The 15710-nt window shown below is 69.8% G+C and carries 15 protein-coding genes; 3 read left to right on the top strand and 12 right to left on the bottom strand.

Going from position 1 to position 15710, the window contains the following annotated elements; translation table 11 throughout:
- Window positions 1–385: 385 nt before the first annotated feature.
- The 3 genes from ABLE88_RS13100 to ABLE88_RS13090 all read right to left on the bottom strand — a co-directional run bounded on the left by ABLE88_RS13100 (window position 386) and on the right by ABLE88_RS13090 (window position 2792).
- Window positions 386–1522 (bottom strand): DSD1 family PLP-dependent enzyme, encoded by a 1137-nt coding sequence (locus ABLE88_RS13100; RefSeq protein WP_348832123.1) that lies wholly within the window; start codon window positions 1520–1522, stop codon window positions 386–388.
- The gene (locus ABLE88_RS13095; RefSeq protein ID WP_348832122.1) at window positions 1519–2166 is read right to left on the bottom strand and encodes a GntR family transcriptional regulator; all 648 of its coding nucleotides are present in this window, start codon (window positions 2164–2166) and stop codon (window positions 1519–1521) included. Before ABLE88_RS13095 ends, ABLE88_RS13100 begins: the two co-directional genes overlap by 4 nt.
- Before the next feature lie 197 nt (window positions 2167–2363).
- On the bottom strand, window positions 2364–2792 hold the full coding sequence (locus ABLE88_RS13090; RefSeq protein WP_348832121.1) for an organic hydroperoxide resistance protein: 429 nt from the start codon (window positions 2790–2792) through the stop codon (window positions 2364–2366).
- 347 nt (window positions 2793–3139) lie between these two features.
- Here ABLE88_RS13090 and ABLE88_RS13085 point away from each other — a divergent pair, with 347 nt between their 5' ends.
- Window positions 3140–3523 carry a MarR family winged helix-turn-helix transcriptional regulator gene (locus tag ABLE88_RS13085; RefSeq protein WP_348832191.1) on the top strand — a complete coding sequence of 128 codons (384 nt, stop codon included), beginning with the start codon at window positions 3140–3142 and terminating at the stop codon, window positions 3521–3523.
- A gap of 79 nt (window positions 3524–3602) precedes the next feature.
- Window positions 3603–4298, top strand: coding sequence for an alpha/beta hydrolase (locus ABLE88_RS13080; protein ID WP_348832120.1), 696 nt, complete (start codon window positions 3603–3605; stop codon window positions 4296–4298).
- Window positions 4299–4373: 75 nt separating this feature from the next.
- Here the strand turns inward: ABLE88_RS13080 and ABLE88_RS13075 are convergent, their stop codons facing one another.
- From ABLE88_RS13075 to ABLE88_RS13060, 4 genes are all read right to left on the bottom strand, one after another.
- On the bottom strand, window positions 4374–6734 hold the full coding sequence (locus ABLE88_RS13075) for a putative bifunctional diguanylate cyclase/phosphodiesterase (RefSeq protein ID WP_348832119.1): 2361 nt from the start codon (window positions 6732–6734) through the stop codon (window positions 4374–4376).
- Between the two features lie 132 nt (window positions 6735–6866).
- Entirely contained in the window at window positions 6867–7859 is a 993-nt protein-coding gene (locus ABLE88_RS13070; protein ID WP_348832118.1) for an Hsp33 family molecular chaperone, read from the bottom strand.
- Window positions 7860–7875: 16 nt separating this feature from the next.
- A complete protein-coding gene (gene argF / locus ABLE88_RS13065; RefSeq protein WP_348832190.1) occupies window positions 7876–8850 on the bottom strand; it encodes an ornithine carbamoyltransferase in 975 nt (324 codons plus the stop codon).
- Window positions 8851–8897: 47 nt separating this feature from the next.
- Window positions 8898–10100 (bottom strand): aspartate aminotransferase family protein, encoded by a 1203-nt coding sequence (locus ABLE88_RS13060; protein ID WP_348832117.1) that lies wholly within the window; start codon window positions 10098–10100, stop codon window positions 8898–8900.
- 521 nt (window positions 10101–10621) lie between these two features.
- On the opposite strand from ABLE88_RS13060, the gene ABLE88_RS13055 reads away from it, so the two are divergent.
- Window positions 10622–11140 (top strand): GcrA family cell cycle regulator, encoded by a 519-nt coding sequence (locus ABLE88_RS13055; RefSeq protein WP_348832116.1) that lies wholly within the window; start codon window positions 10622–10624, stop codon window positions 11138–11140.
- Between the two features lie 140 nt (window positions 11141–11280).
- Here ABLE88_RS13055 and phoB read toward each other — a convergent pair whose 3' ends face one another.
- From phoB to pstC, 5 genes are all read right to left on the bottom strand, one after another.
- Entirely contained in the window at window positions 11281–11982 is a 702-nt protein-coding gene (phoB, locus tag ABLE88_RS13050) for a phosphate regulon transcriptional regulator PhoB (protein ID WP_348832115.1), read from the bottom strand.
- Window positions 11983–12091: 109 nt separating this feature from the next.
- On the bottom strand, window positions 12092–12820 hold the full coding sequence (gene phoU / locus ABLE88_RS13045; protein WP_348832114.1) for a phosphate signaling complex protein PhoU: 729 nt from the start codon (window positions 12818–12820) through the stop codon (window positions 12092–12094).
- Window positions 12821–12840: 20 nt separating this feature from the next.
- Window positions 12841–13665, bottom strand: a complete 825-nt coding sequence (gene pstB, locus ABLE88_RS13040) for a phosphate ABC transporter ATP-binding protein PstB (protein WP_348832113.1) — start codon at window positions 13663–13665, stop codon at window positions 12841–12843.
- Window positions 13666–13750: 85 nt separating this feature from the next.
- A complete protein-coding gene (gene pstA, locus ABLE88_RS13035; protein ID WP_348832112.1) occupies window positions 13751–14584 on the bottom strand; it encodes a phosphate ABC transporter permease PstA in 834 nt (277 codons plus the stop codon).
- Window positions 14585–14597: 13 nt separating this feature from the next.
- Entirely contained in the window at window positions 14598–15590 is a 993-nt protein-coding gene (pstC, locus tag ABLE88_RS13030; RefSeq protein ID WP_348832111.1) for a phosphate ABC transporter permease subunit PstC, read from the bottom strand.
- Window positions 15591–15710: the final 120 nt, after the last annotated feature.

The following is a 15710-nucleotide window of genomic DNA, read 5'->3' as shown; positions in this document are numbered from 1 at the left end:
GTGTCGGCCCGCCCCGCGAAGGCGACTCCGACGATGGCGCAATAACTAACGAGATCTGCCCCGCGCGTCTGTAGCCGGATCGCCACACCACGAAAATCAAACACGGCGCCCATGTGGCGAATATCTAACGCCGGGTAACCATGCTTGCCCCATTCAGACCACAATACGGTCAAGCCTCTAAAATTTGTCTTAGCGCCGGGAACTTTATTGTTTCTGGAGCAGCACGGCAGAATCACAACTTGAGGGCGCGCAGACCGCAGCCTCCGCGCCGCCGCTTGCCGCGCGGGCCATGGGCACGCCGCTCGGACCGGCCGCGCGCCAAGGCTGGCGCCGGGCTCTGAAACCGTCGAACATCAATGGCTTGCGGGGCAAGTGGGAGGCCGGCTCACCGGTCCGGGGGCGGCGATCGGGCGGGGTCCGGCGCCACCGCCCACAGGGCCTCGACCCGTCCGCCGCGCACCGCGACCAGGGTATCGTAGAGCGCCACCGTGGGGTCGCAATGGGAGGGGACGAGCATCAGCGCCGCGCCGAGCTCCGGCGCCCGCGCGGGGTCGGCGGGCTCGATGCGGCCCTGCTCATCGCTGGCTTTGGTGAATGAAAGGTCACCGCGCCCGGCCACCTCCGGCATGCCGCAATCGAGGTTCAGCGCCTTGGCGCCCGCATCCACGTAGCACACCCCGTCGGCGCGGGCGCGCAGCACGCCGGCGCGCACGAACAGGCTCTGGGCGAAGGGCCTGTAGGGGCCGCCGCCGCGGTCGCGGTTGCGGGCATAGTCGCGGTCCATGAACACGTAGGAGCCGGGCTGGATCTCGGTGAGCACGCCGAGCGCGGCATCGTCCTGGAAGCTGCCGGTGCCGCCGCCGGTTATCAGCGGGCAGGCAAGGCCCTCCGCCCGAAGCAGGTCGCGGGCGCGCGCCGCCCGGCGCGCCGTCTCGGCCGCCGCCTGCGTCCGGGCGCCGGCCTCGCGCACGTGCTGGAACGGGCCGCTATAGGCCTGGAGCCCGCGCAGCACGAGGCCGGGCGATTGGGCCACCGCCCGCGCCACCGGCAGCAGGTCGCTCTCGCCGAGCCCCATGCGCGCGTCGCCGGCGTCGATCTCCACCAGCACCTCCAAGCTCACGCCTTCGGCCACCGCGGCGGCCGACAGCATGGCCACGTGGCGCCGATCGGCGGTGAGGGTGGAGACCCGCACGCGGCGCGCCAGCGCGGCGAGGCGCGCGAGCTTGGCCGGCCCGACCACATGGTTCGTCACCAGCAGATCGCGCACCCCGCTCGCCAGCATGGCCTCGGCCTCGGCCACCGTCTGGCAGCACAGGCCGGCGGCGCCGGCGGCGAGCTGGAGCCGGGCGATCTCCACGCATTTGTGGGTCTTGGCGTGGGGGCGCAGCGCGCACCCCGCCGCTTGGGCGAACGCGGCCATGGCGGCGATGTTGGCCTCGATCGCGTCGAGGTCCACCAGGAGCGCCGGCGTGTCGACCCGGTCGAGCGGATCGCCGGGCCGGGCCGGGGGCGGACGGCTCACTCGGCGGCCGCGGCGGCGCCTTCGCCGAGCGATTCGTGCACCATGCCGGACTTGTGCATCAGATGCTCCTTCAGCACCGCGGCGAGGCGCGGGCCGTCGCGCTGCTCCAGCGCCGCCATCATCTGCTCGTGGTCGCGCACCGCCTCGGCCCAGCGCTCGGGCGACTTCTTGGCGGTGAAGCGCACCGCATGGATGCGCACTAAAAGGTTGTGGTAGAGCTGGGTCAGCTCGGCATTGCCGGCGGCGGCGAAGAAGGCGTCGTGGATGGCGCGGTTGAGCTTCATGTAAGCGGCGGGGTCGCCCTGCCGGAAGTGCGCGACCATCTCGTCGTGCATGCGGCGGATCTCGGCGATGCCCGCGTCGGAAATGCGGGCGCAGGCGAGTTCGCCGGCGAGCGCCTCCAGCGCGCCCATGATGGGGAAAAGCTGATCGATCTCCTGCGGCGTGATGCGCGCGACGCTGGCGCCACGATTGGGCGAGAGCACGATCAGCCCGGTGGAGGCGAGCACCTTCAGCGCCTCCCGCAGCGGCGTGCGCGAGACGCCGAAGCGCGCGCACAGCGCCTGCTCGTTGATCTTGTCGCCGGCGCGCAGCTCGCCGCGCAGCAGCATGGCGTGGAGCAGATCCACCAATTCGTCGTGCATGCTGCGCCGTGAGATCAATCCCGCTTCGGACACCGTCGCGCGCTCCCTCTGGGCCGGCCGGCACCGATGCGCCGGCGCCGCCGCCAATGGGCGAATTATGAATGCAAGAGCCGGTGCTGTTCAATCCTCGAAAGGATTGGCGCGCGCGGACGTCGCCCGCAGGCGCTCCCCGCCCGGGCCGGGCGGGGAGCGGGCGATCAGACCACCGAGAGCTTGACGTCGATGTTGCCGCGGGTGGCGTTGGAATAGGGGCACACCTGGTGCGCCTTCTCCACCAGCGCCTCGGCAGCGGAAGGCTCGACGCCGGGCAGGCTCACGGCGAGCGCGATCTCCAGGCCGAAGCCGCCTTCCGAGCGCGGGCCGATGCCCACGGTGGCGGTGACGGTGGCGTCCGCCGGCACCTTGGCGGTGCCGCCCTGGGAGGCGACGAACTGCATGGCGCTCAGGAAGCAGGCCGAATAGCCGGCGGCGAACAGCTGCTCGGGATTGACGCCCTGCGCGCCGGCGCCGCCCAGCTCCTTGGGCCGCGCCAGCTTGAGGTCGAGCGCGCCGTCGAGGGTGGCGGTGCGGCCTTCGCGGCCGCCATTGGCGCGGGCGGAGGTGGCGTACAGGACGTTGACGGACATGGGAGGTCTCCTGGCTTGCGGCGCCCTCGCGCTATAAATCGAAAGCGATTTAATCGAACACGACTTATCTACGGAGGCCGCCTCCGGATGTCAACGCTTGCGATTATATCGCGCGCTAATTATTTTTGAGAGGCCCGCGGAACCCTCCGCCCCTCTCGCGCCCGCCTGTCCTCCGGAACCGGCGGGACAGGACGTTCGACATGCCGCCATCCTCGCCGCCATCCCCGCCGCGATCCGGCTCCGCCGGAACCGCGCTGAAGACCCCGACCGAGGGCGCGCGCAGCACGCCGCCTTTCCCCCCGCTCGACGAGTTCCTGTGCTTTGCGATCTACGCCGCCGGGCATGCCATGACGCGCTTCTACAAGCCGCTGCTCGACCCGCTCGGCCTGACCTATCCGCAATATCTCGCCATGGTGGCGCTTTGGGAGAAGGACGACCGCACCGTGGGGGCCCTCGGCGATGCGCTCGGCCTTGAATCGAGCACCCTGACGCCGCTGCTGAAGCGCCTGGAGGCCATGGGCCATGTGCGCCGCGCGCGCGACGGGCAGGACGAGCGGGTGGTGCGGGTGCGCCTCACCGACCAGGGCCGGGCGCTGCGGGAGAACGCCGCCTCGGTGCCGGGCTGCCTGTTCGCCGCCTCCGGCCTTTCCCGGGAGAAGCTGGACCGGCTGCGGAAGGATCTGGCGGAGCTGCGCCGTGCGCTGGAGCACGACGGGAGCAGCGCCGGCTGACTGTACCGGGTGCTTGACGCCGCGCGTGGCGTCGGGCCATGGATCGGGTGTTCCGTATCCGGTCGACCAGAGGAATGCGATGCTCGACGGCGCCATCGATCCCGGCCTGGCCGGCCGCCTCTCCTTCACGCCCGACGTGCCGCGCGCAAAGCCGGCGCTGCCCGCCGGCCGGAACGACCTGGGCCTGTTCGCCGAGCGCGACACGCTGCTGGTGGTGCCCGAGGGGATTGATCCCGAGGTGCCGACTCCCCTCATGGTGCTGTTCCACGGCGGCGGCGGCAGCGCGCAGAAGATCCTGCCCATGATGGAGCAGCACGCCCTCGCCCGCGGCTTCCTGCTGCTGGTGCCGCAATCGCTGTTCCCCACCTGGGACATCGTCATCGCCGGCAACGGCCCGGACCGCGAGCGGCTCGATCAAGCGCTGGCCGAGGTCGCCGCCCGCTTCACGCTCGATCCCACGCACATCGCCTTCGCCGGCCATTCGGACGGCGGCAGCTACGCCTTGTCGCTCGGCCTCACCAATGGGCGGTTCGTCACCCACGTCATCGTCTCGTCGGCGGGCTTCATGTCGGTGCACCTGCAGGAGGGGGCGCCCCGCGTCTTCATCTCCCACGGCATCGAGGACACGCAGATCCCCATCGACCGCAGCGGCCGCGCCCATGCCCGCCTGCTCAAGGCGGCGGGCTACGACGTGACGTACATGGAGTATCACGGCCCCCACGCCTGGCAGCCGCCGGTGGTGGCGCTGTCCGTGGGCTTCTTCCTCGATCGCTAGGGCGCGATCGGCCCTCCTCTCCCGAGACGCAGCGATCCGGCGCCGCGGCCCCAAGCAGGTTGCCGGGAGCGGCCCCTAAGTGGCGAGGCGCAGGCGCGCTTCGGCCGCCTGGCGTCCTTCGGCCCGCAGGAACACCGCCACGTCGGAGGCGGGCATGGGCCGCGCGAACAGGTAGCCCTGCGCGAATGCACAGCCGCGCGCCTTCAGGAAGCGCGCCTGGCCCGGGGTCTCGACGCCCTCGGCCACCACCTGCATGCCGAGATTGCGGCCGAGCTCGATCACCGCGCATACGATGGCGGTGTCGAACGCGTCCTGCTCGATGTCCTTCACGAAGCTCTGGTCGATCTTGATGGTATCGATGGGCAGCTGCTTCAGGTGGGTAAAGCCGGCGTAGCCGGTGCCGAAATCGTCGAGGGCGATGCGCACCCCGGCCCGGTAGAGCTCGTCCAGGATCGGCGCCACGAAGTCGGAATTGCGCCCGAGGAACACGGTCTCGGTGATCTCGACGTCGAAATGGTGCGCCTCCACGCCCGCGGCGTGGAAGTGGCGCAGCATCGAGGTGGCGAGCTCGCGGTGGGTGAATTGGGCCGGAGAGACATTGAGCGCCATCCGGCCGATGCCGTGACCCGCCTCAAGCCAGCCGCGCACGTCCGCGGCCACGCGCCGCGCCATGCGTTCGCCGATCAGGAGTGCCAGCTCGGCATCCTCCATGGCGAGGCTGAAGGCGGCCGGCGCGAGCACCGTCTGGCGGTCGCGCTGCCAGCGCACCAGCGCCTCGAACCCGGTAAGCCGGCCCGTGGAGAGGCAGATCTTCGGCTGGTAGTAGGGCACGATCTGGTCGTCGGCGAGGGCGGCAGCGATGTCGCGCGAGAGCGCGACGCGTTCGGACACCGCCTGGCGCATGGCCGGCGCATAGACCACCGCGCGATTGCGGCCCTGCTGCTTGGCGGTATAGAGGGCGAGGTCGGCGTCCTTCATCAGCTCGGCCGGCGTGCTGTCATGCTCCGGGCAGGCGGCGATGCCGACGCTGGCGCGGGTCGACAGATGGCGTCCGTCGTGCTGCACCGGCCGGCGCAGGTCCGAGGTGATGGCCTGGGCGAGACGCACGCCGGCGGTGAGCGCATCGCGGCAGCGCAGCAGCGCCACGAATTCGTCGCCGCCGAAGCGCGCCAGCGTGGCCCGTTCGCCCACCACCAGAGCGAGGCGGTGCGCGGTCTCCGTGATCAGCACGTCGCCCGCGTCGTGGCCCAGCGTGTCGTTCACGTCCTTGAGCCCGTCGAGATCCACCATCAGCAGGCAGATGCCCTGCTCCAGCCGCCGCTCGCGGAAGGCGCGCTCAAGGTGCTCCTGGAATGCCGCCCGGTTGGGCAGGCCGGTGAGCGCATCGTGGGTCGCCGCATGGCGCGCCTTCTGCTCGGCGGCGAGCCGCTCCGACAGGTCGATCACCGCCGCGACGACGCAGGGCGCGCCCTCCATCTCGGTGCGGCGCGCCGCCAGCAGCACGTCGCGCACGCTGCCGTCCGCGAGCCGGACCCGGGTTTCGTAGCCGGTCACGAAGCCGTCCGTCTCGAGCTGGCGCACCAGGCGCTCGCGCACGGAGGGATCGGCATAGGCCTTGAGGATGCTGGTGCCGATATGCTCGCTCTCGGGGGCGCCGTAGAAGCGGGCGGCCACCTCGTTGTAGCGCAGCACGCGCCCGTCCTTCAGGCTGGTGACCACCAGCGGCACCGGCACCGCCTGGAAGGTCTTCTCGAGGATGTTCTCGCTCTCCGACAGGCGCGCATTGGCGCGGCGTTCGGCCTGGATCGCCGCCCACTGGCGCCGGTCGAGCCGGTTGGCGCGCGTCACCATGAGCACGAGCGCCCAGTTGAGCACCGCCGCCGCGAGCGCCAGCCCGGTGGCGGCGCGCCAGCCCTCGGCCGGATCGATGTAGCCGACCAGCAGCAGGATGCTCGCGCCCACGCCGCCGATCACGGTCCACACGAACGGCAGCGGCACCGTGAGATAGAACACCGTGGGCAAGAGCAGCACCACGAACAGCGCGATGTCGCTGCGCGAGGTGACCAGCACCGCCACGCCCACCGCCGTCACCGCTTGCCACAAGAGGGAGATCGCGTAGATCGCCCGCACCCCCGTCGCGGTCTGCGCCAAGGCAAGGCAGAACAGCGAGACCGCCACCACCGCCAGGCGCGCCGACACGGCGACGTAGAAATGGTCCGTCCCCGCGAAGCGCCAGTCGCTCACAAGGAAGGCGCTGTTGAGCATTGCCGACAGCACGAACAGGAGCCGCGCGTTGCGGCGGTAGTCGGCGAACCGGTCGGTCCTGAAGCGGCGCTCGAGCGCAGGGTCCGCGAACTCGCCGCCGAGCGGCGTCAGCGCAAGCTCGCTCGCCGCCGAGGCACGCTCCTCTCCATCCTCTTCCAGGCCCCGAGACATCGACTCTTCTACCTCGCCACGACGCAGCAGCGGGCGGATGGTGCATGCTGGCCGCCGCCGGAGCCAGCACGAATTCCATGGGCGAGATCCGACGCTTCGGCGATGCCGGCGGCGCCCGAACGGGCGCCCGGATCAGGAATCGGCGCCGCCCAGCACCTCGTCGGCGGAGAAGCCGTAGACCCGGCCGCAGAACTCGCAGGTGACCGTCACCTTGCCGTCGTCCTGGACCATGTCGCGCCGCTCGTCGCGGGAGAAGGAGGCGAGCACGCCCGACACCCGCTCGCGTGAGCAGGAGCAATGGGCGGCGATGGCGAGGGTGTCGAACACGCGCACGCCGCGCTCGTGAAACAGGCGGTAGAGCAGGCGCTCGCTGGACAGCTCGCGGTCGATCAGCTCCACGTCCTCGAGCGTGCCCACCAGCGAACGGGCCTCGACCCAGGCGTCGTCCTCGGCCAAAGCGTGGGACTCGGCGCCCTCGGGCGCGTCGCCGCCGGGCAGGTCGGCCATGCGGGCGCGGCTCGCATCCTGCGGCAGGAACTGGGCGAGCAGGCCGCCGGCGCGCCAGGAGGAGGCGCCGCCGGCGCGCACCTCCTCGCCCACGGCGAGGCGCACCCGCGTGGGGATCTGCTCGGACTGCATGAAATATTCGTGCGCCGCCGCTTCCAGCCCCGACCCGTCGAGCGCCACCACGCCCTGATAGCGGTTGGACGAGATGCCCTGGTCGATGGTCATGGCGAGGTGGCCCTTGCCGAGCAGCGCCGCCGGCGTGGCGGCGTTGCGCGTCTCGGCCTCGGCGAGGGCGTCCTTGTCGAAGCGGGCATAGGCGCGGATCTTGTCCGGGCTCACGAAATCCGCCACCACCATGTCCACTGGCCCGTCGGTCTGGGTCTGGAGGATGAAGCGGCCCTCGAACTTCAGGGACGAGCCGAGCAGCACCGCCAGCGTCACCGCCTCGCCCACCACGCGCTTCACCGACGGGGGGTAATCGTGATGCGCCAGCACCGCGTCCAGCGTCGGCCCGAGCCGGACCGCGCGCCCGCGCAGATCGAGCGCGTCCACCTGGAACGGGGTGATGATGTCGTCCTTCGCCACGCTGGAGGCGCCCCGAGACCGCTCAGCACCCATGACGAGACCTCAAGCCCTAGCCGCCGGCCGCATGGAAGCACCAGGCCAGGATGCCCTTCTGCGCGTGCAGCCGATTCTCGGCCTCATCGAACACCACCGACTGCGGCCCGTCCATCACTTCGTCGGTGACCTCCTCGCCGCGGTGGGCGGGCAGGCAGTGCATGAAGATCGCGTCCTTGTCGGCGCGCGCCATCAGGGCGGCGTTCACCTGGTAGGGCTTGAGCAGATTGTGGCGCAGCCGCTCGGCCTCCTCGTCGCCCATGGAGACCCAAGTGTCGGTGAGGACGCAGTCCGCGCCTTCGACCGCCTCCTCGGGGTCGCGCATGAACGTCACCTTGGCCTTGTTGCGCTTGACGAAGTCCCGGATCGCCGGGCTCGGCGGCAGCTCCTTGGGGGTCGCCACTGCCATGGCGAAGTCGAACCGTTCGGCGGCGTGGATCCAGGAGGCGAGCACGTTGTTGAAATCGCCCGTCCAGGCCACCTTGCGGCCGGTGATGGGGCCGCGGTGCTCCTCGAAGGTCATCACATCCGCCATCACCTGGCAGGGATGCGACAGGCGCGTGAGGCCGTTGATGACCGGTACGGTGGCGTATTCCGCCAGCTCCATGAGGTCGTCATGCTCCAGGATGCGGATCATGATGGCATCGACGAAGCGCGAGAGAACGCGGGCGGTGTCGGCGATGGATTCGCCGCGCCCGAGCTGCATCTCCTGGCCGGTGAGCATGATGGTCTCGCCGCCGAGCTGACGCATGGCGAGGTCGAACGACACGCGGGTGCGGGTGGAGGGCTTGTCGAACACCATGGCGAGCGACTTGCCGGCGAGCGGGCGCGCCTCGTCGCCGGCGCGGCGGCGTGCCTTCAGGTCCTTGGACAGCTCCAGCACGCGCCTCAGCTCGCCGGCCGGGATGTCCGACAGATCGAGGAAATGGCGCACGCCGTTCGCCACACTGAAGCCGCCATGCCCGGCGTGGCCGTTGGCCTTGCCGCCCATGCTGCGCGCAACCGCGGCCGCCGCCGCCTTGGCCTTCCCGCCAGCCTTCATTCCGCCGCTCCCCTCGCCGGAGCGAAGTTCTTCTCGAGCCTGACGCAGGCGGCCTCGATCCTGTCGGCGGCCAGCATCGCCTCTTCCTCGCTCACGTTGAGCGGAGGCAAAAGGCGGACCACATTGTCGCCCGCGCCGGGGGCGAGCAGGCCCTCCTCGCGCATGGCCACCACCAGGTCGCCGGCCGGCACGTTGGCCTTCAGGCCCATCAGCAGGCCCTGGCCGCGCACCTCGGCGATGATGGCGGGGTGCCGGTCCTTGACCTCGGCGAGGCGTTGGGCGAAGCGGCCGGCGACCTTGTTCACATGGTCGAGGAAGCCTTCGGCCAGCACCTGGTCGAGCACCGCATTGCCCACCGCCATGGCGAGCGGGTTGCCGCCATAGGTGGAGCCGTGGGTGCCGAGCGTCATGCCCTTGGCGGCCTCCTCGGTGGCGAGGCACGCGCCGAGCGGGAAGCCGCCGCCGATGCCCTTGGCCACCGCCATGATGTCGGGCGTGATGCCGGCCCATTCATGGGCGAACAGGCGCCCGGTGCGGCCGACGCCCGACTGCACCTCGTCGAGCACGAGCAGCAGGCCCTTCTCGTCGCAGAGCGCGCGCAGGCCCTTGAGGAAGCTCGGCGGCGGCACGCGCACGCCGCCCTCGCCCTGCACCGGCTCCACCAGGATGGCGGCGGTCTCGTCGGTCACCGCGGCACGCGCCGCGTCGAGGTCGCCGAACGGCACCTGGTCGAAGCCCGGCAGGTCCGGGCCGAAGCCTTCCAGATACTTGGCGCTGCCGCCCGCGGCGAGCGTCGCCAGGGTTCGGCCGTGGAAGGCGCCCTCGAAGGTGATGATGCGGTTCTTCTCGGGATGGCCCGAGGCATAATGGAATTTGCGCGCCATCTTGATGGCGCACTCCAGCGCCTCCGCGCCCGAATTGGTGAAGAACACCGTGTCGGCGAAGGTCGCCGCCCGCAGCCGCTCGGCGAGGCGCTCGCCGCCGGGGATGCGGAACAGGTTCGAGGTGTGCCAGAGCTTGCCGGCCTGCTCGGTGAGCGCGGCGGCGAGGCCGGGATTGGCATGGCCGAGGATGTTCACCGCGATGCCGGCGGTGAAGTCGAGGAAGCGTCGCCCGTCCGTCGTGACGAGCCACGAGCCCTCACCCCGTTCGAATTCGAGGTCGATGCGCGCATAGGTCGGCAGAACGGCGGGGATCACGGCTTCCTCCAGTGCGGGAATGGACCCGCCCGCCTGCGCCTTCGAGACCCGTGCGGGGTGCGGGGATTCCCTTGAGCCGGCTCGCGGGTGGCCGGAAACTAAAACGGGCCGCCCAAGCGGGGGCGGCCCGACATTTTTGGCAATACTAATGATCACGCGCGCGAGGTCAACATCGCCGCCACAACCGGCGCGCGCCGGGCGCGGGCGCCGCGGACCCCGGCGGCGCCCACGATCCACAGATAAGGTGAGTCCTGCGCGCAACGACCTGGGGAAAACGATCCGGGTACCGAATCGGGACTCTGTCGCCTTGCGCGTGCATATTGTAGGTTAATTTTCAGTTGGCCACGACATATCGTGCGCCACTCTTCCTCGGGACGGTAAAAGTGGCCGACTCCCGCGCGATGCCGCGCGGGGGCTCGCGGGAGGAGTCCGGCAGGTCCGGGCGGCGTGGCGGCGCCGCGGCACAGGGTCGGGCGCCAGGTTCCGGCGCCACTCGAGATGCGGCAGATGGGAGACGAGCCATGAGCTGGACCGACGAGCGCGTCGAGCTGCTGAAGAAGCTTTGGAGCGACGGACTTTCCGCGAGCCAGATCGCCGGGGAGCTGGGCGAGGTGACCCGCAACGCGGTGATCGGCAAGGTGCACCGCCTCGGCCTGTCGGGCCGGGCGAAGAGCGCGTCCTCCTCGACGCGCCCGCGCAAGCCGGCGCGGGAGGCCGAGACCCGGCGCGACGCGCGGCCGCAGCGGCCGCTGACCCACGGCGCGACCGCGCTGGCCCAGGAGCTCGAGCCGATGGCGCGGGAGGCTCCCGCCCCGGCGCCGCAGGGCGCCGACAATGTGGTGCCCATGGGCCAGCGCTGCACCATCATGAACCTCACCGAGAGCACCTGCCGCTGGCCCACCGGCGAGCCGGGCACGGACAGCTTCTATTTCTGCGGCGGCAAGACCAAGCAGGGCCTGCCCTATTGCGCCCACCACGCGCGCATCGCCTACCAGCCGGTGCAGGACCGCCGGCGCGACCGCCGGCTCGCTTATCTCTGAGCCGGGCGTCCGGCGCCCCCTCGCCCCGCCGGGGGAGGGTTTGGGGGCGCTTTGCGGGGGCGTGGCGCCTTCTTCCGCAGAAGCTTGCGGCGGCCGCGCCGCGCCGGCGGGCGACCACGAGCCGGACCCGCTCGGCGCCGTCAGTGCGCCCGGGCGAACATCTCGTTGAAGGAATAGCCGGCGCCCCGCACGGTGCGGATGGGGTCCGACTGGCGGCCGCGATTGATGGCCTTGCGCAGCCGGCCCACATGCACGTCCACGGTGCGCTCGTCGATATAGACGTCCTGGCCCCACACCCCGTCCAGCAGCTGCTCGCGCGAGAACACGCGGCCGGGGCTCTGCATCAGGAATTCCAGCAGCCGGAACTCGGTCGGGCCGAGATGCACCTCGCGGCCGGCGCGGTGCACGCGGTGGGTCTCGCGGTCGAGCTCGATGTCGCCGGCGCGCAGCAGGGTCGCCACGTGCTCGGGCTTGGCCCGGCGCAGCAGCGCCCGCACCCGGGCAAGCAGTTCCGGCACCGAGAAGGGCTTGACCACATAGTCGTCGGCACCGGTGGCGAGCCCGCGCACGCGCTCGGTCTCCTCGCCGCGGGCGGTGAGCATGATCACGGGCAGGCGCTCGGTCTCCGGCCGGGTGCGCAGCCGCCGGCACAGCTCGATGCCGGAGAGGCCCGGCAGCATCCAGTCGAGGATGACAAGGTCCGGCACGCTCTCGCGCAGGCGGGTCTCCGCCTCATCGCCGCGGGCCACGCTCTCGACGCCATAGCCCTCCGACTCCAGGTTGTAGCGGAGCAGGAGGGTCAACGGTTCCTCGTCCTCGACGATCAGGATACGCGCCGGCACGGGTCTCTCATCCGACTGTCATCACACCTGCCACCGCCGGGACAGTCCGGCGGCGGATCTTGATCAGCACGCACGGTCCGCGGCGCTGGCGCGCCACCGGTGCCGCGCCTCAGCCCTGGAGCGTGCGCCCGGGGAACGCCACCGTGGTCTCGCTGGAGGCGTCCGCCTTCGGACGGCTCTCCGGCAGATTCTGACCGGTGACCATGTAATAGACGATCTCGGCGATGTTGGTGGCGTGGTCGCCGATGCGCTCGATGTTCTTGGCGCAGAACAGAAGGTGCGTGCACACCGAGATGTTGCGCGGATCCTCCATCATGTAGGTGAGGAGTTCGCGGAACAGCGAGGTGTACATGGTGTCGATGGCGCCGTCCCGGCCCCACACTTCGAGCGCCTTGGTCTCGTTCTGGCCGGCATAGGCGTCGAGCACCTCCTTCAGCTGCTCGAGCACCAGATCGGAGATGTGCTCCACGCCGCGCACCAGCTTCGCCGGGTGGTACTCGCCCTCGATGGCGATGACCCGCTTGGCGACGTTCTTGGCGAGGTCGCCGATGCGCTCCAGGTCGTTGGCGATGCGGATCGTCGCCACCACCTCGCGCAGGTCGCCGGCCACCGGCTGGCGCTTGGCGATCACCAGGACCGCCTTCTCCTCGATCTCGCGCTGCATCTGGTCGCAGGCGGCGTCCAGCAGCACCACGCGCTGCGCCAGAGCGGTGTCGCGGCGGATCAGCGAGGTGACGCCATCGGCCACCAGGCGCTCGGCCTGGCCGCCCATCTCGACCACCTTGCGGCCAAGCTCCTTGAGTTCCACGTCAAAGGACGAAACGGTATGCTCGGGCATCTCGGTGTTCCTTGCGCGGGTCAGCCGAAGCGGCCGGTGATGTAGTCGCGGGTCTTGATCTCCTTCGGATTGGTGAAGATCACGTCCGAAGGCGCCACCTCGATCAGCTCGCCGAGATAGAAGAAGGCGGTAATATCGGCGCAGCGGGCCGCCTGCTGCATGTTGTGGGTCACGATGACGATCGTGAACTCGCGCTTCAGCTCGTCGATCAGGTCCTCGATCTTCGAGGTAGAGATCGGGTCGAGCGCGGAGGTCGGCTCGTCGAGCAAGATCACCTCGGGCTTCACCGCGATGGTGCGGGCGATGCACAGGCGCTGCTGCTGGCCGCCGGACATGCCGAGCGCCGACGTGTGCAGGCGGTCCTTGGTCTCGTCCCAGATCGCCGCCTTGCGCAGGCACCATTCCACGCGCTCATCCATCTGCGACTTCTTGAGCCGCTCGTGCAGCTTCACGCCGAAGGCGATGTTGTCGTAGATCGACATGGGGAACGGCGTGGGTTTCTGGAACACCATGCCGATGCGGGTGCGCACGATGGTGGCGTCCAGCTCCTTGCCGACGATGTTCACGCCGTCAAACAGCACCGCGCCCTCGGCGCGCTGGCCGGGATAGAGGTCGTACATGCGGTTGAACACGCGCAGCAGCGTGGACTTGCCGCAGCCCGACGGCCCGATCATGGCGGTGACCCGCTTCTCCGGGATGTGGAAGTTGATGTTCTTCAGGGCATGGTTCTGCCCGTAATAGAATTGGAGATTATCGACCTTGATCTTGGCCGGAGCCTGCGGCGCGTCGGGCTTGGCGGAGACGGACGAGGCGATATTGAAGGTGGGATCGACGGCAGAGTTCATCTGAGCCTCACTTGGGATCCTGATGCGCCCGCAGCACGCCGGACGCGAACAATTCCGTGGTCTTTCCTGTCCGCAGCGGCCGCATCTACTTGGTACGCGCCAGGAACAGGCGGGCGAGAATGTTCAGCACCAGCACGCCCACAGTGATCAGCAGCGCACCGGCCCAGGCGAGCGACACCCAGTCGTCGAACGGGCTGCCGGCATACTGATAGATGGCGATCGGCAGGCTGGCCATAGGCCTGGAGAGATCCAGAGACCACGAATTGTTGCCGAGCGAGGTGAACAGCAGCGGCGCGGTCTCGCCCGCCGCGCGGGCGATGGCGAGCAGGATGCCGGTGACGATGCCGGCCTGCGCCGCGCGCCAGGTCACCAGCATCACCACCTTCCACTGCGGCGCGCCGAGGGCGAAGGCGGCCTCGCGCAGGCCCACGGGAACGAGGTTCAGCATGTCCTCGGTGGTGCGCACCACCACCGGGATCACCAGGATTGCGAGCGCGATCGCGCCGGCCCAGCCGGAGAAGCCGCCGAGCGGCGCCACCAGGAAGGTGTAGACGAACAGGCCGACCAGGATGGAGGGCGCCGACAGGAGAATGTCATTCACGAAGCGCGCCACATGGCCGACCTTCGTGGTCTTGCCGTTCTCGGCGAGGAAGGTGCCGGCCATCAGGCCGATGGGCGTGCCGATCAGCATGGCGATGGCGATCTGGATCAGCGAGCCCACGATGGCGTTCAGCAGGCCGCCGTTCTGTCCCGGCGGCAGCGTGATCCGCGTGAAGACGTTGAGGCCGAGGGCCGGCAGGCCCTTCTGGATCAGGGTGAACAAGATCCAGGCGAGGAGGAACAGCGCGAAGACCGCGAAGGCGGTGCTGATCGCCTTGATCGTGGAATCCTTGGCACGGCGGACGGCGAGCGAAGCCATGGCGTTCTGGCCCTCAGTTCTTCAGGTTCGAGCGGACGAGGAAGCGCGAGAGCGCCAGCACGATGAAGGAGATGACGAACAGGATGAAGCCGAGCGCAAGCAGCGAGTCGAGCTTCAAGGTGCCCTGCGCCGCCTCGGGGAATTCGTTGGCGATGGTGGAGGCGATGGTCGCGCCGGGGGCGAACAGCGAGGCGGACAGGCGCGTCGCGTTGCCGATCACGAAGGTGACCGCCATGGTCTCGCCCAGGGCCCGGCCAAGGCCGAGCATCACCGCGCCAACCATGGCGGTGCGGCCGTAGGGGATCGAGACGTTCTTATAGACCTCGTAGGTGGTGCCGCCGACGCCATAGGCCGATTCCTTCAGCATGGGCGGGACCGATTCCAGGGTCTCCACGAACATGGCCGTGATGAAGGGCAGGATCATCACCGCCATGATGAGCCCGGCGGTGAGCATGCCGCCGCCGAGCGCCGGCCCCTGGAACAGGAAGCCGATCACGGGCAGCGGGCCCAGCAGGTCGATCAGCGGCGGCTGCACATAGGCCGCCATCAGCGGCGAGATGATGAAGAAGCCCCACATGCCATAGATGATGGAGGGCACCGCGGCGAGCAGCTGGATCGCCACGCCGATGGGCTTGCGGAGCGCCTGCGGCGCGATCTCGCTCAGGAAGAAGGCAATGCCGAAGGACAGCGGCAGCGCGATGACAACGGCGATGACGGCGCTGAAGATCGTGCCGTAGATCATCACCAGCGCGCCGAAATTCTCGGTCACGGGGTTCCAGGCGGCAGTCCAAAGAAAGTCGAGCCCGAAGGCTTGGAACGCCGGAAGGCCGCCTTCGAACAGCATGGCGATGATGAGACCGAGCAGCACCAGCACGAAGATGCCGCTGCCCCAAAGCGAGGCCACAAAGACGCGGTCCGACAGGCGCCCCACCGCCTTTTCCGATCCGATCGGCCCGATGGCGCGGCCCATCGCCGGGTTGCCCGCACCGCTCATCGTCGCATCCATCGCCCAAATCCCCCGCATCCCGAACGGAAAGCCGCAACTGGCGCGGCGCTCGGCACAATTGTCGTGGAGAATGAATTGCCCTGGCGCGGATGGCGGCCAAAAGGCCGGCCGCCATCCGCT

Source organism: Xanthobacter luteus, assembly GCF_040049235.1.
Taxonomy (GTDB): domain Bacteria; phylum Pseudomonadota; class Alphaproteobacteria; order Rhizobiales; family Xanthobacteraceae; genus Xanthobacter.
The sequence above is the reverse complement of the archived record's forward strand: the minus strand, read 5'-3'. Positions and strand labels throughout refer to the sequence as shown.